The 18,860-nt window shown below is 64.6% G+C and carries 17 protein-coding genes, 1 tRNA gene and 1 pseudogene; 13 read left to right on the top strand and 6 right to left on the bottom strand.

Annotated features, from left to right (window positions below; translation table 11 throughout):
• Positions 1-33 precede the first annotated feature (33 nt).
• Positions 34-965 (top strand): IS630 family transposase gene (locus JHW40_RS07465; RefSeq protein ID WP_272849087.1). Its coding sequence is split into 2 segments (ribosomal slippage): positions 34-375 and positions 378-965, totalling 930 coding nucleotides; the frame shifts between segments, so codons are not numbered across the junction.
• A gap of 1,003 nt (positions 966-1,968) precedes the next feature.
• Positions 1,969-2,476: pseudogene (locus tag JHW40_RS07455) on the top strand (IS630 family transposase); the annotation flags it as partial.
• Positions 2,477-2,642: 166 nt separating this feature from the next.
• Here JHW40_RS07455 and JHW40_RS07450 read toward each other — a convergent pair.
• Positions 2,643-2,718: transfer RNA gene (locus JHW40_RS07450), tRNA-Thr, on the bottom strand.
• Positions 2,719-2,932: 214 nt separating this feature from the next.
• On the opposite strand from JHW40_RS07450, the gene JHW40_RS07445 reads away from it, so the two are divergent.
• Complete coding sequence (locus JHW40_RS07445; RefSeq protein ID WP_090613050.1) at positions 2,933-3,808, top strand: hypothetical protein; 876 nt, start codon at positions 2,933-2,935, stop codon at positions 3,806-3,808.
• A gap of 10 nt (positions 3,809-3,818) precedes the next feature.
• On the opposite strand, the gene JHW40_RS07440 is transcribed toward JHW40_RS07445, so the two are convergent.
• The gene (locus JHW40_RS07440; protein ID WP_244519223.1) at positions 3,819-4,142 is read right to left on the bottom strand and encodes an antibiotic ABC transporter; all 324 of its coding nucleotides are present in this window, start codon (positions 4,140-4,142) and stop codon (positions 3,819-3,821) included.
• Between the two features lie 171 nt (positions 4,143-4,313).
• Here JHW40_RS07440 and pyrC point away from each other — a divergent pair, with 171 nt between their 5' ends.
• The 9 genes from pyrC (at position 4,314) to JHW40_RS07395 (ending at position 14,238) form a co-directional block, all read left to right on the top strand.
• Entirely contained in the window at positions 4,314-5,360 is a 1,047-nt protein-coding gene (pyrC, locus tag JHW40_RS07435; protein ID WP_090613053.1) for a dihydroorotase, read from the top strand.
• Positions 5,357-6,028: an orotate phosphoribosyltransferase gene (locus JHW40_RS07430; protein WP_090613056.1), complete on the top strand. Its 672-nt coding sequence runs from the start codon at positions 5,357-5,359 to the stop codon at positions 6,026-6,028. The genes pyrC and JHW40_RS07430 overlap by 4 nt, the downstream gene beginning before the upstream one ends.
• 124 nt (positions 6,029-6,152) lie before the next feature.
• Complete coding sequence (locus tag JHW40_RS07425; RefSeq protein WP_090613058.1) at positions 6,153-7,640, top strand: replicative DNA helicase; 1,488 nt, start codon at positions 6,153-6,155, stop codon at positions 7,638-7,640.
• A gap of 123 nt (positions 7,641-7,763) precedes the next feature.
• Positions 7,764-8,975 carry a multidrug effflux MFS transporter gene (locus JHW40_RS07420; protein WP_090613060.1) on the top strand — a complete coding sequence of 404 codons (1,212 nt, stop codon included), beginning with the start codon at positions 7,764-7,766 and terminating at the stop codon, positions 8,973-8,975.
• A gap of 121 nt (positions 8,976-9,096) precedes the next feature.
• Positions 9,097-10,494, top strand: a complete 1,398-nt coding sequence (locus JHW40_RS07415) for a helix-turn-helix domain-containing protein (protein WP_090613211.1) — start codon at positions 9,097-9,099, stop codon at positions 10,492-10,494.
• Between the two features lie 139 nt (positions 10,495-10,633).
• On the top strand, positions 10,634-11,986 hold the full coding sequence (locus JHW40_RS07410) for a M23 family metallopeptidase (protein WP_336390108.1): 1,353 nt from the start codon (positions 10,634-10,636) through the stop codon (positions 11,984-11,986).
• Positions 11,976-12,467 (top strand): bactofilin family protein, encoded by a 492-nt coding sequence (locus tag JHW40_RS07405; RefSeq protein WP_090613065.1) that lies wholly within the window; start codon positions 11,976-11,978, stop codon positions 12,465-12,467. Before JHW40_RS07410 ends, JHW40_RS07405 begins: the two co-directional genes overlap by 11 nt.
• Positions 12,468-12,650: 183 nt before the next feature.
• Positions 12,651-13,505 (top strand): fumarylacetoacetate hydrolase family protein, encoded by an 855-nt coding sequence (locus JHW40_RS07400; RefSeq protein ID WP_090613069.1) that lies wholly within the window; start codon positions 12,651-12,653, stop codon positions 13,503-13,505.
• A 13-nt stretch (positions 13,506-13,518) separates the two neighbouring features.
• Positions 13,519-14,238, top strand: a complete 720-nt coding sequence (locus JHW40_RS07395; RefSeq protein ID WP_090613071.1) for an SDR family oxidoreductase — start codon at positions 13,519-13,521, stop codon at positions 14,236-14,238.
• 4 nt (positions 14,239-14,242) lie between these two features.
• Here the strand turns inward: JHW40_RS07395 and JHW40_RS07390 are convergent, their stop codons facing one another.
• The 4 genes from JHW40_RS07390 to JHW40_RS07375 all read right to left on the bottom strand — a co-directional run bounded on the left by JHW40_RS07390 (position 14,243) and on the right by JHW40_RS07375 (position 17,161).
• Complete coding sequence (locus tag JHW40_RS07390; protein ID WP_090613073.1) at positions 14,243-15,076, bottom strand: DUF2189 domain-containing protein; 834 nt, start codon at positions 15,074-15,076, stop codon at positions 14,243-14,245.
• A 70-nt stretch (positions 15,077-15,146) separates the two neighbouring features.
• Complete coding sequence (gene coaD, locus JHW40_RS07385; RefSeq protein WP_090613075.1) at positions 15,147-15,644, bottom strand: pantetheine-phosphate adenylyltransferase; 498 nt, start codon at positions 15,642-15,644, stop codon at positions 15,147-15,149.
• A 90-nt stretch (positions 15,645-15,734) separates the two neighbouring features.
• Entirely contained in the window at positions 15,735-16,196 is a 462-nt protein-coding gene (locus tag JHW40_RS07380; RefSeq protein ID WP_090613078.1) for a CBS domain-containing protein, read from the bottom strand.
• Between the two features lie 65 nt (positions 16,197-16,261).
• Complete coding sequence (locus tag JHW40_RS07375; protein WP_090613080.1) at positions 16,262-17,161, bottom strand: LysR family transcriptional regulator; 900 nt, start codon at positions 17,159-17,161, stop codon at positions 16,262-16,264.
• A 111-nt stretch (positions 17,162-17,272) separates the two neighbouring features.
• Between JHW40_RS07375 and JHW40_RS07370 the strand changes: the two genes are divergently transcribed.
• The gene (locus tag JHW40_RS07370; protein ID WP_090613082.1) at positions 17,273-18,772 is read left to right on the top strand and encodes a CoA-acylating methylmalonate-semialdehyde dehydrogenase; all 1,500 of its coding nucleotides are present in this window, start codon (positions 17,273-17,275) and stop codon (positions 18,770-18,772) included.
• Positions 18,773-18,860: the final 88 nt, after the last annotated feature.

Here is an 18,860-nt window from a genome sequence, read left to right as displayed (position 1 = left end):
ATCGTGATTCCCTTCTGTCTGGGAGGATAGATCATGTCAGCACCATTGCCGTCGGCCCTCCGGACGCGGTTTCAGCTATATATCGAGGAGGGTTTAAGCGGTCGGGCGGCGGCGCTGCGGCTGAAACTCTCGCCGGCGACCGGAGCACGTTGGGGCCGGGCGATCAGGACCAGGGGGCATGCCGAACCATTGCCCCAGGGACGTCCCAAAGGGCATGGAAAGCTTGCCCCGCACCGGGCCTTTTTCGAGGAACTGCTCGCACAGGATCCCGACATCACGCTGTTCGAACTCAGGGACGCGCTGGTCGCAGCGGAAGGCGTTCGTGTCCATCACTCGTCCATTGCCAGTCTGCTGTCGCGGCTTGGGTTCACCTATAAAAAAAGTCGCTGGTGGCCGCCGAACGCCGTGGTGCCAGGGTAAGACAGCGGCGAACCGACTGGTTCGAGCATCGCTTGCCAGCCATCGCGGATCGGCCGGAACGCGTGGTTTTCATAGACGAGACCTCGGTGAAGACCAACCTCACCCGCCTGCGGGGACGTGCCCTGCGCGGCACACGCCTGACCATGGATGCGCCCTTCGGCAGCTGGGGAACACAGACCCTGATCGCCGGGCTCACACCGGATGCCCTGATTGCGCCCTGGTGCATCCGGGGCGCAATGGACGGCCCCGCCTTCGCAGCCTGGGTTCGCGAGGTCCTGATCCCGGAGATCGAGCCGGGAACCGTGGTGATCCTCGACAACCTTGCCACCCACCACAACAAGCAGGCTGCCGAGGCTCTGCGTGCCCATCGCTGCTGGTTTCTCTATCTGCCGCCATATTCGCCGGACCTGAACCCCATCGAAATGGCATTCGCAAAACTCAAGGCGCACCTGCGCAGGATCGGGGCAAGAACATTTACCGACGTCTTCAAGGCCATCGGCGAATGTTGGAACTACTTCAAGGCCGCAGGATATGTCGCAGGTTAAAACAGAAATGCTTTAGCTGTTCAGTCCCGGCATCCGGTGTATCGGATTCAGGATGGATCTGTCTGGCCCTGAAATCCACATCTTGCAGATGTATTCGTAAGGGATGAGGCCGCCGGGGGGCTTGGGCCTATGCGCGAAGTTGCAGGCGACCATGAAGTAAGCGAGATGGGTGCGAAATTGTTTGGTCTTCGTAAGGGAAGCGTTTGATGGTCGCGTCTTTTGAATATGCCGATGTTTCACGGACGCCTTCTTCGCTAATTTTGAGCCACCCCCCGATTTTTGGGCACTGATATAAGCTATGATTTGCAGCCTGCTGATCTTCGTCGAAAAGGAGATCAGAGCTGTCGAAACGCAAGCAGCCCGCGCCCGGGTTCAAGGCGGATGTCGCCCGGGAAGCCTTGAAGGGCGAAGAGACTGCGGCCGGGTTGGCAAGCCGGTTCGGCGTTCATCTGACGATGGTTCAGCAGTGGAAACGCGCCCTGCTGGAAGGCGCCTTGGATGTGTTCGAACGCGGGGGTCGGAAAAGCCCGAGATCGACGAGGTGCAGGTGAGGGACCTCCACGCCTGGATCGGGGAACTGGTGGTGGCCAGTGCTTTTTTTGGAAAGAAGGCTGAAGCCCTGGACGGGAAGTGGGGCGCGGCATGGTTGAGCCGGATCATCCGGACTTGTCGATCACTCGGCGGTGCAAGCTGCTGTCGATCTCGCGCCCGTCCTTCCATTACGCAGCAAAGGGCGAGAGCGCGCAGAACCTCGCCCTCATGCGGCTGATCGATGAACAGTTCCTGGAAACGCCCTTCTTCGGTGTCCGATGCCGATCTAGCAGAAAACCGCTACCAGCAGGCCGGCGAAGGGGCACAAGACCCATCCCTATCTGCTGGGTGGGCTGCGGGTCGATCGGCCCAATCAGGTCTGGTGCGCCGACATCACCTATCTGCCGGTGCGGCGCGGGTTTCTCTAGTCACCTGGAACTGTAGTTCATATCATTGACCCTGACGATTTCGGATGGATGATATGGTAGGCCGGGTGGCGGACGAGGTGGTTCTGAGTGCCGATGAACGCGACTTTCTCGAGGCGCAGGTCCGGCGTCACAAGGCCGCGCGGTCGCTGTCGGACCGATGCCGGATGGTTCTGCTCTGCGCGGAAGGGCTAGCAAAGCAAGGAGATCGGCGCGCGGCTCGGGGTGCATGAGCATACTGTCGGCAAGTGGCGCAGACGGTTCGTGAAGGACCGGATTGAAGGATTGACCGACGAATATCGTCCCGGCCGGCCCCGCACGGTATCGGACGACCAGGTGGCCGAGGTCATCGAACGGACGCTGAACACCACGCCGAAGGACGCCACCCATTGGTCGATCCGTTCGATGGCTGCGGCGACGGGCCTGTCGCATACCACGATCCGCCGGATCTGGGCCGCCTTCGGACTGCAGCCACATCGGAGCGAGACCTTCAAGCTCTCGACCGATCCGCTGTTTGTCGACAAGGTGCAGGATATCGTCGGCCTTTACATGGCCGGATCGAGGGGCAGCCCAGCAGAGTTGGCCCGTTATGGTTGCTGTTGCTTCTTTGCCGCACCCTAACATGCTGTTACGCGCGCGAGGATAAGGTTGACCTAAAGGGGAGCCAAAAATACACCCTTCAGTCCAAGTTATTGATAACAAGTTATTATTAAGGTCAAGATGGTGCCGGCAGAGGGAATCGAACCCCCGACCCCGAGATTACAAATCACGTGCTCTACCAGCTGAGCTATACCGGCGCGGCGGCGCGTGCGGCACCGCAGGGTTGCGATAGCGCGACTGGACCAATTCTGCAAGCGGGCTGTGCGCCGGGTGGCCCGGAACGATCGGGCGCGGGCGTTCGCGCAGATGTCAGCAAGGGCTTGCCGAAACCGATTTGACTGCGCGACCGGGGGCGATAATGTGCGCGCGACCCGCAAGGGGCAGGACACGGAAACGGACGGGGCAGCCAACATGCATATGGTCTTCCATCTCGGGGTGCATTGCACCGACGGCGACCGCATGCTGAAGACGCTGCTGAACAACCGCACCCCGTTGCTGGCGCGGCAGACCGAGATCGTCACGCCCGCCCGCTATCGCGGGATCTTCGAAGAGGCGCTGATGGCGCTGAACGGCGGCATGGCGACGCCGGACATGGAACAGATCATGCTGGACGCGGTGCTGGAGCATGACGACACCCAACGCGTGGTCCTGTCCAATTCCGGTTTTCTGGGCGCACCGGGACGGGTGGCGGGACGCGGCGTCATGTATCCGCAGATCGCATCGCGGGCGCTGGCACTGGCGAACCTCTTTCCCAGCATCGAGGCCGAGTTCTTTCTGGCCCTGCGCAATCCCGGCCCGCTGCTGACCGAGATCAGCCCCCTTGTCGCGGGCGGCAATTATCAGGCGCTGATGCAGGGGATCACCCCTCTGGACCTGCGCTGGAACGACGCGATCCGCAGGCTGCTGCAATCCCTGCGCGGACGGCGGCTGGTCGTCTGGTGCCACGAGGATGTGCCGATGATCTGGCCCGAGGTGGTGCGGCTGGCTGCCGATCTGCCGGCCGATCAGCCTCTGGCTGGCTCTCTGGTCTATATGCATGAATTGCTGGGCGATGCCGGTCTGCCGCATCTGCGCGCGGCATTGGGCGAACGCGATCAGCTGTCCATCGCCGACCGTCGCCGGATCTTTGCCGAGGCGCTGGATCAGCACGCCCTGCCCGGCGCGCTGGAACAGGACATCAACCTGCCCGGCTGGGATCAGGCGCTGGTGGATGAGGTGACGGCGACCTATTACGCGGATGTGGCCGAAATCGCGGCGCTTCCGGGGGTCGAGTTCATCTCGGCCTGACGGGACCCGTTCAGCGGGCCTTGGCGCGGGTCAGGCGGCGCGAATTGGCATTGGTGCGACGGCTATAGGGCCGCAGCGCCGCCGCCATCATCCGGTCATAGCCCTGCCCGCGACTGGCGGCGCGGACGACGCCGTGAAAGGCCTCGGACGCGGCGGCCTGCTTTTCGGCCACCATCCGGTACGGTTCTCCGGGGCTTTGCTCGACGATGCCCATCATGCCCGCCATCCGCATTGCGATCACCATCTGCGATTCAAAGGCAATCCGCCCCATCTGAAACCACAGATAAAGCGGCATGTTCTGCGAGATGATACGCTTTGCGTCCGATGGGGTCATATACATAAATCCGTTATAATGGCGTGGTTCAAAGGCAGGTGGTGCATGCTGCAAGTCATTCGCCGCTCGCACAACCGGCACTTTGGTATAGCTCTCATCGCCGGAACGAATGGCTGGCGCCGGGTTCGAGGCGGCTTGGCAAGCCGCGCGGCCCGTGTATAGAGACAGGCCATGGACCAGCACAGCATCACCCTTTGCCGCCCGGACGACTGGCACCTGCATCTGCGCGATGGCGCGATGCTGCAAGCAGTTGCAGGGCATTCCGCGGATTTTGGCCGCGCGATCATCATGCCCAATCTGGTGCCGCCCGTGGTTACGGGCGCCCAGGCCGCCGCCTATCGCGACCGCATCCTTGCCGCCCTGCCCGACGGCGCGGCGTTGCAGCCGCAGATGACGCTTTACCTTACGGACGGCACCAATCCCGCCGATGTGGTGGCCGCCCATCGGGACGGAATCATCCGCGCGGTCAAGCTGTATCCGGCAGGCGCGACCACCAATTCCGCCAGCGGCGTGACCGATTTCGACCGCGTCCGCCCGGTGCTGGAGGCGATGGCCGAAGCCGGCATTCCACTGTGTGTTCATGGCGAGGTGACCGACCCCGCCGTGGACATCTTCGACCGCGAGGCGGTGTTCATCGACCGCGTGCTGGACCCGGTCCGCCGCGCGACCCCCGGCCTGCGCGTGGTGATGGAACATATCACGACCAGCGACGGCGTGGATTATGCGCGCAGCGGCGGGGATGATCTGGGCGCGACGATTACCACGCATCATCTGGTCATCAACCGCAACGCCATTCTGGCGGGCGGCATCCGGCCGCATTATTACTGCCTGCCGGTGGCCAAGCGCGAATCCCATCGCCTTGCCCTGCGCGATGCGGCGACCAGTGGCGAGGCGCGGTTCTTCCTTGGCACCGACAGCGCGCCCCATCCCGACAGCGCCAAGCTGCAACCCTGCGGGTGCGCCGGGTGCTTTACCGCGCCCAATACCATGTCGATCCTTGCCCATGTCTTCGAGGAAGAAAACGCGCTGGACCGGCTGGAAGCCTTTGCCAGCCTGAACGGCGCCGCCTTCTATGGCCTGCCCGCGAACGCGGACCGCATCCGGCTGGTGAAACGCGACACGCCCGCCGATTATCCGGCAACCATCAATGCCGGGGACGAGACCGTGACGGTCTTCGACCCCGGCCATCCCCTGTACTGGCATCTGGAGGACGCATGAGCCTGACCTTTCCCACGCGCGAGGAAATCGCCCGCCTGTCCGCCCGGATGCTGCTGGAGATCAAGGCGGTGGACTTCAACGCCGAAACTCCCTTTACCTATGCGTCCGGCCTGAAGGGGCCGACCTATGTCGATTGCCGCCGGATCATCAGCTTTCCGCGCGTGCGCCAGACGCTGCTGGATTTCATGGCCGCAACGGTGATGCGCGATGCCGGTTTCGAGGTCTTCGACAATGTGGCGGGGGGCGAAACCGCAGGCATCCCCTTTGCCGCCATGATGGCCGAACGTCTGGCCCTGCCGATGACCTATGTGCGCAAGAAGCCCAAGGGTTACGGCCGAAATGCCCGGATCGAGGGCGTGATGACCGAGGGCCAGCGGGTGCTGCTGGTCGAGGATCTGACCACGGATGGCGGATCCAAGCTGTCCTTCGTCGATGCGATCCGCGACACCGGGGCAAGCTGCGCGCATACGGCGGTGATCTTCTATTACGGCATCTTTCCGGAAACGACGCAGCGGTTGGCCGATCACGGGGTCGCCCTGCATTATCTCTGCACATGGTGGGACGTGCTGGCCGAGGCCCGCGCGCAAAAGGCCTTCGACGACAAAACACTGGCCGAGGTCGAGGCGTTCCTGACCGATCCGCGCGCATGGCAGGCGGCAAACGGCTGACGGCGAGGTTATCCACAGGCCATCCACAGACCTGCCCACCGAAATGCGGCCGCGCGGGATTTCGCGCGGCCTTCACATGAGGTAGAAGGGTCGTCATAACCACAAAATCGGGGCATGGGTCAAAATGAGCGGTTTGCGCGCGATCATTCCGGGGCAGGACGGCACCGCCGAGGACAAGCAGGCCGTCCCCTATTCGATCGAGGCCGAGCAGCAGCTTCTGGGCGCGCTGCTGACCAATAACGACGTGTTCGACCGGGTCAGCCAGATCATCAAGGGCGATCACTTCTATCACCCGGTCCATGCCCGCATCTTCGATATCTGTGCCGAACGCATCCGCAAGAATGCGCTGGCCAGCCCGGTCACCATCAAGGCCTTCATGGAGCATGATGAGGGGCTGAAGGAACTGGGCGGCGCACCCTATCTGGCGCGGCTGGCGGGGGCGGCGATCTCGGCCTATGCGGCGCGGGACTATGCGCAGATGATCCGCGAATTCGCCCTGCGCCGCGAGTTGATCGCGCTGGGGCAGGACATCGCCTCGCGCGCGGCGACGGTCGAGGTCGGCGACGACGCCGAAGAACAGATCAAGACCGCCGAACAGACACTGTACAAGCTGGGCGAGCAGGGGGTGGCCGAGCGCGGCTTCCAGTCCTTCCTCAAGGCCGTCACCGGCGCGGTCGAGACCGCGAATGCCGCCTATCAGCGCGACGGCAAGCTGTCGGGGATCTCGACCGGGCTGGTCGATCTGGACGGCAAGATGGGTGGGCTGAACAAATCCGACCTGATCATTCTGGCCGGTCGCCCCTCGATGGGGAAAACCTCGTTGGCGACGAACATCGCCTTCAACATCGCCAAGACGCACAAGGCCGGCGAACGTCCCGACGGCTCTGTCGGCACCATCGAGGGCGGCGTCGTCGGCTTTTTCAGCCTTGAGATGTCGGCCGAACAGCTGGCCGCCCGCATCCTGTCCGAGGCCGCCGAAGTGCCAAGCGAGCGCATCCGCAGCGGCAATATGGACGAGGCCGAGTTCCGCCGCTTTGTCGAGGCCGCCCATGCGTTGCAGAACTGCCCGCTTTATATCGACGACACGCCCGCCCTGCCGATCAACCAGCTGGCCGCCCGCGCGCGCAAGCTGAAGCGGACGCATGGGCTGGATGTGCTGATGGTGGACTATCTGCAACTGCTGAAGGCCGCATCCGCCCGCGACAACCGCGTCAACGAGGTGTCCGAGATCACACAAGGGCTGAAAGCCGTCGCCAAGGAGCTGAACATCCCCGTCATCGCGCTGTCGCAGCTGTCGCGTCAGGTCGAGAACCGCGAGGACAAGCGCCCGCAACTGTCCGACCTGCGCGAATCCGGCTCGATCGAGCAGGACGCCGATATCGTCATGTTCGTCTTCCGCGAGGAATATTACCGCGAACGCGAAAAGCCCTCGGACAGCGATCTGGACGCGATGGCGAAATGGCAGCAGGTGATGGAGACATGCCACGGCAAGGCCGAAGTGATCCTTGGCAAGCAGCGCCACGGCCCCATCGGCACGGTCGAGCTGTCCTTCGAAGGCCAGTTCACCCGCTTTGGCAACCTTGCCCGCGACCGACAGAGCCAGTGGGACTGACGACGTGTCCCTGCCTGTTCCGGTCGTCGCCATCGGCCTGCCCAACACGTCGGACGTCGTCAGGACCGTGGCGGCATGGCGTGGGCCTTGGGCTGATCTGTCCGGGGGCCTGGTTCATATTCCATGACGTCACCTGAAATCCCTTCCCGCAGATCCGCGCCCCATCTGCTGACGCTGGTCGCGCTGACCGGAATCGCGGCGCTGTCGATGAACGTGTTCCTGCCGTCCCTGCCGGGCATGGCGCGCGATTTCGGCGTCGATTACGCGGTGATGCAGCTGTCGGTCTCGGCCTATATCGGGGCGACGGCGGTGCTGCAATTGCTGGCCGGGCCGATCAGCGACCGGCTGGGGCGGCGGCCGGTGGTGCTGGCGGGGCTGGCGATCTTTCTGCTGGCCACCGTGGGCACGCTGCTGGCGCAAGACGCGACCACATTCCTGATCTTCCGCATGGTGCAGGCCGCCATCGGCACCTGCATGCTGGTGCCGCGCGCGGTGATCCGCGACCTTTACGACGGCGATCGGGCGGCCTCGATGCTGGGCTATGTCACCATGGGCATGTCGGTGATCCCGATGCTGGCCCCGGTGGTGGGCGGCATTCTGGACGAGGCCTTCGGCTGGCGGGCGAATTTCGCCATGATGGGCGTGCTGGGCGTGATCGTTGCCGTGGTCGCATGGCGCGACATGGGCGAGACGGTGCGCGACGGCGGCATTTCCCTGCGCGTGCAGATGCAGAACTATCCGGTGCTGGCGCGCTCGGTCCGGTTCTGGGGCTATTGCGGGGCGGCGACGCTGGCCTCGGGATCGTTCTTCGCCTATCTGGGCGGCGCGCCTTTCGTGGGCGAATATGTGTTTCACCTGTCCCCGGCGCAGGTCGGCTATTATTTTGCCCTGCCCTCGATCGGCTATCTGCTGGGCAATGCGATATCGGGGCGCAAGGCGGCGCAGCTGGGCATGAACCGGATGATCCTGATGGGCGCAACCCTTTGCGTCGTCGCCCTGTCGGCGGCGCTGCTGGCGGATCTGGCCGATATCGTCAATCCGTTCATCTTCTTCGGCTCTATTGCGGTCATGGGGATCGGCAATGGCATGGTGCTGCCCAGTGCCAATGCCGGCATGATGAGCGTGCGCCCGCAACTGGCCGGAACCGCCAGCGGTCTGGGCGGCGCGCTGACCATCGCGGGCGGCGCGGCAATGGCGGCACTGGCGGGTGCGATGCTGAAACCGGGCGCGGGCGCCACGCCGCTGCTGATCATCATGGCCCTGTCGGCGACGGGCTCGGTCGCCTCGATCCTGTGGGTCATGCGCCGAGAGGCCGCGCTGCGCAGAAGCGGCTGACGGCAACCATATCTTAACGCCATGATGTCATGCTGGCCTCATGGACAACCTGACCACGACCCTGCTTGCCCCACCCGCTTTGCAAAGGATAGACACGCCTTTGCAAATGCGGGAGGCGGTGATGGCGACTCAGAAGATCTATGCCGGGGCGTCGCTGCGGGAAACGCGGGCGCGCGCGGGCCTCAGCCAGCGGCAATTCGCGGACCGGCTGGGGGTGTCGCTGCCCTATCTGTCGCAGATGGAGAACAACCACCGCCCGATCTCGGCCGGGGTGCTGCTGCGGCTGGCGCAGGAATTCGGCATCGATCTGTCGGTGCTGGCGGCGGGCGATGCTGACCGCATGGTCATCGACATGCAGGAGGCGCTGGCCGACCCGCTGTTCGACACCGTGCCACCCCTGGCCGATCTGCGGCTGGCGGCGACCAATGCGCCGGTGCTGGCGCGGGCCTTTCTGGACCTCTATCGTGCGCATCGGCTGGGGCAGGAACGGCTGGCCGCGCTGGATGAGGCGATCGGCACGGCAGGCGAAAACGCCATGACCACACCGTGGGAAGAGGTGCGCGACTTCTTCCATTACTGCGACAACTATATCGACGCGGTGGATCGCGCGGCCGAACGGTTTGCCTGCCCCGGCGGTCAGCGCGCCGATCCGTGGCAGACGGCGGTGGCGGCGCTGGACGGAATGGGAATCCGGGTGTCGCTGGCGGATATGCCATCGGGCGCGGTCTTTCGCCGGCAGGGCAACCACATCACCATGAACGCCACGGCCGAGGCGCCGACCCGCGTCTTTCAACTGCTGCATCTGGTGGCGCTGGAGCGCCAGCGCGACCTGCTGGAGGCGACGTTGGATCTGGCGCGCTTCCGCAGTCAGGCGGCCCGCGACATCGCCCGCATCGGCATGGCCAACTATTTCGCGGGGGCGGCGCTGATGCCCTATCGCGCCTTTCTGAACGCCGCGCAGGCCGAACGGCACGATCTGGAACGGCTGGCGCATCTGTTCGACGCCTCGCTGGAACAGGTGGCCCACCGGCTGTCCACCCTGCAACGGACGGCGGCCAAGGGGGTGCCGTTCTTCTTCGTACGCGTCGATCAGGCCGGAACCATCACCAAGCGCCACTCGGCCACAAGGCTGCAATTCGCGCGTTTCGGCGGCGCCTGCCCGCTGTGGAACGTGCATCAGGCGTTCGAGCAACCGGGCCGTTTCCTGCGCCAGCTGGCCGAAACGCCGGACGGGGTGCGCTATCTGCTGCTGTCGCGCGATGTCTCGAAACCGGCGGGCGCGTTCAACGCCCCCATCCGCCGCTTTGCCATCGGGCTGGGATGCGAGGTCATCCATGCGGAAGGGATGGTCTATGCCGACGGGCTGGATCTGTCGAAGCCCCGCATCTTCGAACCCATCGGCATTTCCTGCCGGATCTGCCCGCGACCCGACTGCCATCAGCGATCGGTCCCGCCGATAGACCGGCCGGTTCGCATCCCAAGCGACAGGAACGGTCCCCTGCCCTATGAAATCGCCTGAAAGTTGTGGCCCATCCGCAAGGGTTTCGGCGGATTCTCGCGAAAAGCGGCACATATCCGCCCATCTGACCCGTGCAAGGCACCTGCTCTGTTGCCAAGAAGGAACAGGTCCTGTTTACCGCAGGGCGAGCGGAACCAACGTGCCTCGGCTGAAACGAGCGCGACTCGCCGGGGGATACGACTTGCCAAAGCGCCTTACGAACCGTCTGAACGCATCGCTGGAAAATTGGTTGCCTGAAAAGCGTCTTTTTCTTCGGTCGGACAGCACAACGCGGTTCATCAGGCTTCGCCCCGTCACCCAGCTTGTCGCCATCGGTGGCATCACGCTGATGTTTTCCTGGACCATGATCGCCAGCTCGATTCTGGTGATCGACGCGGTCAGCGCCGGTTCCACCCGCGACGAGGCTATGCGCAGCCAGTCCGCGTTCGAGGCGCGACTGGACCAGCTGTCCGCCGAACGCGATGCCCGCGCCGCCGAGGCTCTGGCTGCACAGAATCGTTTCAGCGTGGCGCTGGATCAGGTGTCGCAGATGCAGTCGCAACTGCTCAGCACCGAGGAACGCCGCCGCGAGCTGGAAACCGGGCTGGGCGTTGTTCAGTCCACCCTGCGCAACGCCATTTCCGAACGCGACAATGCCCGTGTGGCCGCCCGCGATCTGGGCGCCGACCCCGAACAACTGGCGAATGCCAGCCGCAACGAGGAATTCTCGGTCGCGCTGGATATTCTGTCGGGCGAGTTGAAACAGGCCGCCACCGAACGCAGCGAAGCCCAGAAGGACGCCGAGGAATCGCGTCTGGCCGTCGAGCAGCTGCAACAGGAACGCGACGCGATCATCGCCCGCAACGACGAAATCCTGTCCGAGGTCGAAAGCGCCGTCGCCATCTCGACCAAGCCGCTGGACGACGTGTTCCGCTCGGTCGGGATGAACCCCGACACGGTGCTGGAAAAGATCCGCTCGGGCTATGCCGGTCAGGGCGGGCCGCTGACGCCGCTGTCGCGCTCCAGCCGTGGCGATGCCGCGCTGAGCGAGCGTGAGGTCAAAGCCCGTCAGATCATGGTCACGCTGGATCAGGTGAACACCTATCGCATCGCCATGGAAAAGCTGCCGCTGGCGATGCCGGTCAAAAGCTCTTTCCGCTATTCCTCGGGTTTTGGCCGCCGCTGGGGTCGCGCGCATGAAGGAATCGACATGGCCGCGCCGGTCGGCACCCCGGTTCATGTCACCGGCGACGGCGTGGTGACCTTTGCCGGTCGTCAGGGCGCCTATGGCAACCTGATCAAGATCGAGCATGAACTGGGCACCGAAACCCGTTACGCCCATCTGTCGCGCATTCGCGTGAAGGTTGGTGAAAGGGTGTCGCAAGGCGATCTGATCGGTGATATGGGAAATACCGGACGCTCGACCGGGCCACATCTGCACTATGAAGTGCGTGTGAACGGTCGCGCCGTCGATCCGATGAGCTTCATCAAGGCTGCAGAAAATGTTTTCTAAGACCCGCGTAACTGAAAATCGTCCCTCGCAACCGGCCGAACCCGCGCCCGCACCGCTGCCCGAGCGCAGCGAAGCGCCCACGCCGCAGGCACAGCCGCCACAACCGTCGTCGCGCCCGCGCAGCACCCCCTCGGTGCTGTCGGCGGATCTGTCCGTCACCGGCAATATCGGCACCGAAGGCGATATCCAGATCGAGGGCAATGTCGAAGGCGATGTCCGCGCCCATCAGCTGGTGATCGGCGAATCCGCCACCATCAAGGGCGAGATCGTCGGCGATGAAGTCGTCGTGCATGGCCGCGTCGTCGGTCGCGTTCGCGGCCTGAAGGTGCGCCTGACCGCCACCGCGCGGGTCGAAGGCGACATCATCCACAAGACCATCGCCATCGAATCGGGTGCGCATTTCGAGGGCTCGGTCCAGCGTCAGGACGACCCCTTGGCCGGTGGCGCCACCAAGAAACTGGCCCCGCCCACGGGCGCCTGACCCGTTCCCGGCATTTCGTGACAGCGGCCCGCATTGCGGGCCGTTTGACATTCAGGCCCACATGCGCGCCCCATTGCCCGCAGGGGCGATAGACAGCATTCATGGATCGGTGAAAGCCGCCGCGCGGATCGGGGGTTAGATTGCCCCTGCCCGGCCCTGTCGGCCGGCAAGAGGAGGAAACAGATGAAACTGCTACGCTTTGGCGCGCCCGGTCAGGAACGGCCCGGGCTTCTGGACGGCGAAGGCCGTGTCCGCGACCTGTCGGCCCATGTCAGTGATATCGGCCCTGACATGCTGGACCCCACCAGCCTTGGCCGGCTGGCCGCGCTGGACCCGCAGGATCTGCCGCTGGTGGATGGCCAGCCGCAGCAGGACCTGCGCCTTGGCGCTTGCGTCGCGGGTGTCGGCAAGTTTCTGGCCATCGGGCTGAACTATGCCTGCCACGCCGCCGAAACCGGGATGGAGGCCCCGGCCGAGCCGGTGATCTTTACCAAATGGACCAGCTCGATCACCGGGCCGGATGATTCGCTGCATCTGCCGCATGGCTCGACCGCCGCCGATTGGGAGGTCGAGCTGGGCGTGGTCATCGGCACCACGGCGAAAAACATCGCGGAAAGCGAGGCGATGGAGCATGTCGCGGGCTTTTGCGTCGTCAACGACCTCAGCGAGCGTGACTGGCAGTTGCGTCGTGGCGGCACATGGGACAAGGGCAAGGGCCATGACGGTTTCGGCCCGATCGGCCCCTGGCTGGTCACCCGAGACGAGATCGCCGACCCCGGCAACCTGCGCCTGTGGCTGGATCTGGACGGCGAACGGATGCAGGACGGCAGCACCCAGAGCATGATCTTTGGCGTCGCCCGGCTGGTCGCGGAATGTTCGCGCTATGGCACGCTGCATCCTGGCGATATCATCACCACCGGCACCCCGGCGGGTGTCGGCATGGGGATGAAGCCGCCGCGCTATCTGCAGGCCGGGCAAGAGATGCGGCTGGGCATCGAGGGTCTGGGCAGCCAGTGCCAGCGCGTGATCGCAGGCTGACAGGGAGGAACGGATGCAGCAGGGAATCGTCATCACCGGCGCGGGCAGCGGCATCGGCCGCGCCACGGCGCGGCAGTTCCTGCAAGCCGGTTGGCGTGTGGCGCTGATCGGTCGCCATCAGGACACGCTGGCCGAAACCGCGCAGGACCATGCCGATGCCCTGACCCTGCCCTGCGACGTGCGCGATGCCGCGGCGGTGGATGCCTGTTTCGACCAGATCGCGACCCGCTGGGGCCGGATCGACGCGCTGTTCAACAATGCCGGGCGCGGGCTGACCCCGGCCACGCCCGATCGTGTCGCGCCCGATGATTTCCGCGACGTGATCGACATCAATGTGACGGGCATGTTTCTGTGCGCCCGCGCGGCCTTCCGGATCATGCGGTCGCAGCAGCCTCAGGGCGGGCGGATCATCAATAACGGCTCGATCTCGGCCCATGCGCCGCGTCCGGGCTCGGTCGCCTATACGGTGTCGAAACACGCGGTGACCGGGCTGACCCGCAGCCTGTCGCTGGACGGGCGCGATTTCGGCATCGCCTGCGGCCAGATCGATATCGGCAATGCCGCGACCGATCTGCTGGTGCAGGTCAGCAAGTCCGCGCCCGATCCTGAACCGATGATGGATGTCCGCACCGTGGCCGAGGCCGTGCTGCATATGGCAAGCCTGCCCAACGGCGCGAATGTCCAGTTCATGACCGTGATGGCGACGAACATGCCCTTTATCGGGCGGGGCTGACAGCTTACGGCATCAGCCGCCGATACATATGCCAGCTTGCATGGCCCAGCACCGGCAGCGCGATGAACAGGCCCAGAAACAGCGGCAGGATCGCCAGTAGCAGCAGCCCGGCGATCACCGCGCCCCACAGCAGCATGACCAACGGATTCTGCCCCACCGCCCGGAACGAGGCGATGATCGCGGTGACGAAATCGACCTCGTGCTCCAGCAGCAGCGGCAGGCCGACCACGGTGATGCAGAACAGCACCGCCGCGAAGCCCCCGCCGATCAGCGTGCCGATCAGCAGCATCAGCAGACCCCGCCCTTGCAGCATCACCTCGGGCGAGCTGGTGATGTTGGTCAGCGCCGAAACCCCCATGAACAGCGCGAAAACGGTATGGGCGACAAAGACCCAGAACATGAACAGCAGCAGAATCACCATCGCCATCGACGGAATCTGCCGGTTCCTCTGGGCAAAGACGACGCGGATGACGGCACGCCAGTCCAGCGGCTCGGCGGCCTCGATCCGGCGGCTGACATCATAGAGCCCGACCGCCGCGAAGGGCGCGATCAGCGGAAAGCCCGCGATGAAGGGAATCAGCCACCAGTCCTGCCCCGAGGCCGTGGCCACCGTCGCCAGAACCAGCCCGCCCGCCACATAGAAGGCCGAAAACAGCAGCCCGAAGGCGGGCGCGCGGCGGAAATCCCGCCAGCCATCGGCCAGCGCCCCGGGAATCGCGTCGAATCCGATCCGTTCGCTGTCGGGCAGGTCGTCGGGCTGGTCCGGCTGCGGATTTGGCAACGGCTCTCGGCGCGGTTCGGGCACCGGGCGCGGAATCGACAAGTCGGAACGGGTCATCACTTACCTTTCACCACTCGCGCGCAGAGAAAGGTTAGTGCGGCCACGGCCCGCTGGCAATGCGCGATTCTCAGCCCCGCCGAACCCGCTGGATCAGCGCCTCGCGCACGGCGGGGGTGACGAATTTCGACACATCGCCGCCCAGCCGGGCAATCTCCTTGACCAGCTTCGAGGCAATCGCCTGCCGCTGCGCGTCGGCCATCAGAAACACCGTCTCGACCTCGGCATCCAGCGCCCGGTTCATGCCAACCATCTGGAATTCATACTCGAAATCCGTCACGGCCCGCAGGCCCCGCACGATCACCGTGGCGCCGACATCGCGGGCGCAATCAATCAGCAGGTTCTCGAACGGGTGGACCAGAATCTCGCCGCCTGTGCGCTTGACGATGTCGGCGCATTCAGCGCGCACCATCCCGACCCGCTCATCCAGATCGAACATCGGCCCCTTGTCGCGGTTAATGGCAACGCCGATGACCAGCCGATCCACCAGCGCCATCGCGCGCTGAATGATGTCGACATGCCCCAGCGTGATGGGGTCGAAGGTTCCGGGATAGAGGCCAATGCGCATGATCGGGCGTCCTCGAACAGAAATGTCGCGTCAGCCAAAACGGATTTGCGCCGGAATTGCAACCATTTCGACGCCCGCCGCGGGTAAGGTTCAGCTGCCCATGATCATCCCGGTCAGCGCCTCTTTCTCGGCGGCCAGTTCCTTCAGGCGACCGCTGACCGCATCCCCGATCGAGATCACGCCCAGCATCTTGCCATCCTCATCGACCACCGGCATGTGACGAAAGCGCCCCGCCGTCATCCGCTCCAGCACGTTCAGCGCATCCTCGCCCATGGCGCATGTCTGGACCGCCTTGGTCATCACCTCGTGGATGGGCATCTTCAGGATGTCGATCCCGTTGCGGCCCAGTTGCCGCACGATATCGCGTTCCGACAGGATCCCCTCGGGCCGGACCCCGTCCGAGGACACGACCACAGCCCCGATCCGCTTTTCCGCCAGCAGTTGCGCGGCATCGGCCAGCGTCGCCTCGGGGGCGATGGTCACGATCGTCTGCGCCTCGATCCCGGCCTTGTCCGAGGCACCCTTCATCGACAGCATCTGATTCACCAACATCGCACACCCTCCTTGCAGGTTTATGTCCATCTTTTTCGGTGAAAACCTTCCCGTCAAGTCAGACTTCAGGCCCCCTGCCACAACAGCGCCTCCAGCCGCTGGATTTCCTGCCGGATACGGCCCGCCAGTTCCTCGGCCAGCAGGTTCAGGCGGCGCGACGCGCGGTCGTCGGCATGGCGCAGCAACCAGAAATTGCGCGTCAGGGCGATCTGGTCACCCAGCACCGGACGCAGCTCGGGCACGAAGGGCATGGCGAAACCATGCACGATCCCCAGCCCCGCCCCCGCCCGGATCGCCTGCATCTGCACCGATACCGAATTCGAGCTGATCACCGCCGAGGCCACCCCCGTCGCCGACAGGTAATCCAGTTCGCGGTCAAAGATCATGTCGGGAATATAGCCGATCATCGCGTGCCGCTTCAGATCATCCAGCGACCGGATCGGCGGATGGCCCGCCAGATAATCCGCCTGCCCGGCCAGATGCAGGCGGTATTCGCTCAGCCGCTGCACCACCAGCCGCCCGGTATCTGGGGCCGAAACCGAAATCGCCATATCGGCCTCGCGCCGCGACAGATTCGCCACACGGGGCTGGGCGACGATCTGGATCTCCAGCCCCGGATGCGCCGCGCACATGGCGCTGGCAATCTGCGGCAGCAGGTAATTCGCGCAGCCATCCGGCGCCCCGATGCGCAACTGCCCGGAAATCCCCGCCTCGCGCCGCGTGGCCTCGGCCGCGGCCTGCGCGGCCTGTTCGGCGGTCTCGGCAGGGGCCACCAGCCGCTCTCCGGCCTCGGTCAGGGCATAACCCTGCGGCGTTTTCAAAAACAGCGCACTGCCGATGGCGCTTTCCAGCCGCGCCACCCGCCGCCCCACGGTCGAGGCATCCATCCCCAGCCGTCGCCCCGCCGCCGACAGGCTTTCATCGCGCGCCACCGCCAGAAAGATGCGCAGATCATCCCAGTCCATTGCCGCCCCTTTGCAAAAATGCAAATCGCTTTTGCCACACTTCCTCTTCTTGTCGCATTTCCGCAAGGCTAAGTTACGTTCCAAGGATCACCCAACGATCAGGAGGACGATATGGAAGAACTTCACCACTGGATCGACGGCAAAGAGGTCAAGGGGACTTCGGGCCGTTTCAGCGATGTCTACAACCCCGCCACGGGCGAGGTGATCGCCCGCGTCCCGCTGGCCAGCGCGGCCGAACTGGACGCCGCCATCGCCAGCGCCGAAAAGGCGCAGATCGGCTGGGCCGCCACCAACCCTCAGCGCCGCGCCCGGGTGATGATGAGGTTCGGCGCGCTCATCAACGAACACATGGACGAATTGGCCGAACTCGTCAGCCGCGAACATGGCAAGACCCTGCCCGATGCGAAGGGCGACGTGCAGCGCGGGCTCGAGGTGATCGAGGTCTGCATGGGCTCGCCCGCCCTGCTCAAGGGCGAGTTCACCGATAATGCCGGCCCGGGCATCGACCTTTACGCGATGCGCCAGCCGCTTGGCGTGGTCGCGGGCATCACCCCCTTCAACTTTCCGGCGATGATCCCGCTGTGGAAGATGGGCCCGGCGCTGTCGGCAGGCAACGCGATGATCCTGAAACCGTCCGAACGCGTGCCCTCGACCTCGCTGATGCTGGCGAAACTGGCGCAACAGGCCGGGCTGCCCGATGGCGTGCTGCAGGTCGTCAATGGCGACAAGGACGCCGTTGACGGGATCCTGGATCACCCGACCATTCAGGCCGTGGGCTTCGTGGGTTCGACGCCCATCGCGCAATATATCTATGGCCGCGCGGCGACGAACGGCAAACGCGCGCAATGTTTCGGCGGCGCCAAGAACCACATGCTGATCATGCCCGACGCCGATCTGGACAAGGCCGCCGATGCGCTGATCGGCGCAGGTTTCGGCGCGGCCGGCGAACGCTGCATGGCGATCTCGGTCGCGGTGCCGGTGGGCGAAAAGACCGCCGATGCGCTGCTCGAACGACTGATCCCGAAGATCGAGAACCTGAAGGTCGGCCCCTATACCGCAGGCGATGACGTGGATTTCGGCCCGGTCATCACCAGCGCCTCGCGCGACCGGATCAACCGGCTGATCGCCTCGGGCGTCGATCAAGGCGCGAAACTGCTCGTCGATGGCCGCGACCTCAAGATCCAGGGCTACGAGAACGGCTTCTTCTGCGGCCCGTCGCTGTTTGACAACGTCACCCGCGACATGGACATCTACAAAGAGGAAATCTTCGGCCCCGTCCTGACCACCGTCCGCGCCCAAAGCTACGAGGACGCGCTGAATCTGGTCATGGACAACGATTATGGCAACGGCACGGCGATCTATACCGCCGATGGCGACACCGCGCGCGATTTCGCCAGCCGCGTCAATGTCGGCATGGTCGGCATCAACTTCCCGATCCCGGTGCCGCTCAGCTACTACTCCTTCGGCGGCTGGAAGAAATCGGCCTTCGGCGACCTGAACCAATACGGCCCCGACGCGTTCCGCTTCTACACCAAGACCAAGACCGTCACCGCCCGCTGGTTCTCGGGCATCAAGGATGGCGTGGCGCTGAACTTCAAGGCGCTCGACTGATCCCATCTCTGGTGCCGAAATATCCTCGGGGGTCCGGGGGCAGACAGCCCCCGGCCATCGCGGGACGCAATGGCACCCGAGGACACGC

It is taken from the genome of Paracoccus alcaliphilus, from assembly GCF_028553725.1.
In the GTDB taxonomy this organism is placed as follows: Bacteria; Pseudomonadota; Alphaproteobacteria; order Rhodobacterales; family Rhodobacteraceae; genus Paracoccus; species Paracoccus alcaliphilus.
Note: the sequence above shows the minus strand (reverse complement) of the source record. Positions and strands in the feature narration are given on the sequence as shown.

Coding starts and splice junctions, on each gene's coding strand:
- JHW40_RS07445 (WP_090613050.1), top strand. CDS start 2,933: ATGCATATGGTCTTCCATCTCGGGGTGCATTGCACCGACGGCGACCGC.
- JHW40_RS07440 (WP_244519223.1), bottom strand. CDS start 4,142: ATGACCCCATCGGACGCAAAGCGTATCATCTCGCAGAACATGCCGCTT.
- pyrC (WP_090613053.1), top strand. CDS start 4,314: ATGGACCAGCACAGCATCACCCTTTGCCGCCCGGACGACTGGCACCTG.
- JHW40_RS07430 (WP_090613056.1), top strand. CDS start 5,357: ATGAGCCTGACCTTTCCCACGCGCGAGGAAATCGCCCGCCTGTCCGCC.
- JHW40_RS07425 (WP_090613058.1), top strand. CDS start 6,153: ATGAGCGGTTTGCGCGCGATCATTCCGGGGCAGGACGGCACCGCCGAG.
- JHW40_RS07420 (WP_090613060.1), top strand. CDS start 7,764: ATGACGTCACCTGAAATCCCTTCCCGCAGATCCGCGCCCCATCTGCTG.
- JHW40_RS07415 (WP_090613211.1), top strand. CDS start 9,097: ATGGCGACTCAGAAGATCTATGCCGGGGCGTCGCTGCGGGAAACGCGG.
- JHW40_RS07405 (WP_090613065.1), top strand. CDS start 11,976: ATGTTTTCTAAGACCCGCGTAACTGAAAATCGTCCCTCGCAACCGGCC.
- JHW40_RS07400 (WP_090613069.1), top strand. CDS start 12,651: ATGAAACTGCTACGCTTTGGCGCGCCCGGTCAGGAACGGCCCGGGCTT.
- JHW40_RS07395 (WP_090613071.1), top strand. CDS start 13,519: ATGCAGCAGGGAATCGTCATCACCGGCGCGGGCAGCGGCATCGGCCGC.
- JHW40_RS07390 (WP_090613073.1), bottom strand. CDS start 15,076: ATGACCCGTTCCGACTTGTCGATTCCGCGCCCGGTGCCCGAACCGCGC.
- coaD (WP_090613075.1), bottom strand. CDS start 15,644: ATGCGCATTGGCCTCTATCCCGGAACCTTCGACCCCATCACGCTGGGG.
- JHW40_RS07380 (WP_090613078.1), bottom strand. CDS start 16,196: ATGTTGGTGAATCAGATGCTGTCGATGAAGGGTGCCTCGGACAAGGCC.
- JHW40_RS07375 (WP_090613080.1), bottom strand. CDS start 17,161: ATGGACTGGGATGATCTGCGCATCTTTCTGGCGGTGGCGCGCGATGAA.
- JHW40_RS07370 (WP_090613082.1), top strand. CDS start 17,273: ATGGAAGAACTTCACCACTGGATCGACGGCAAAGAGGTCAAGGGGACT.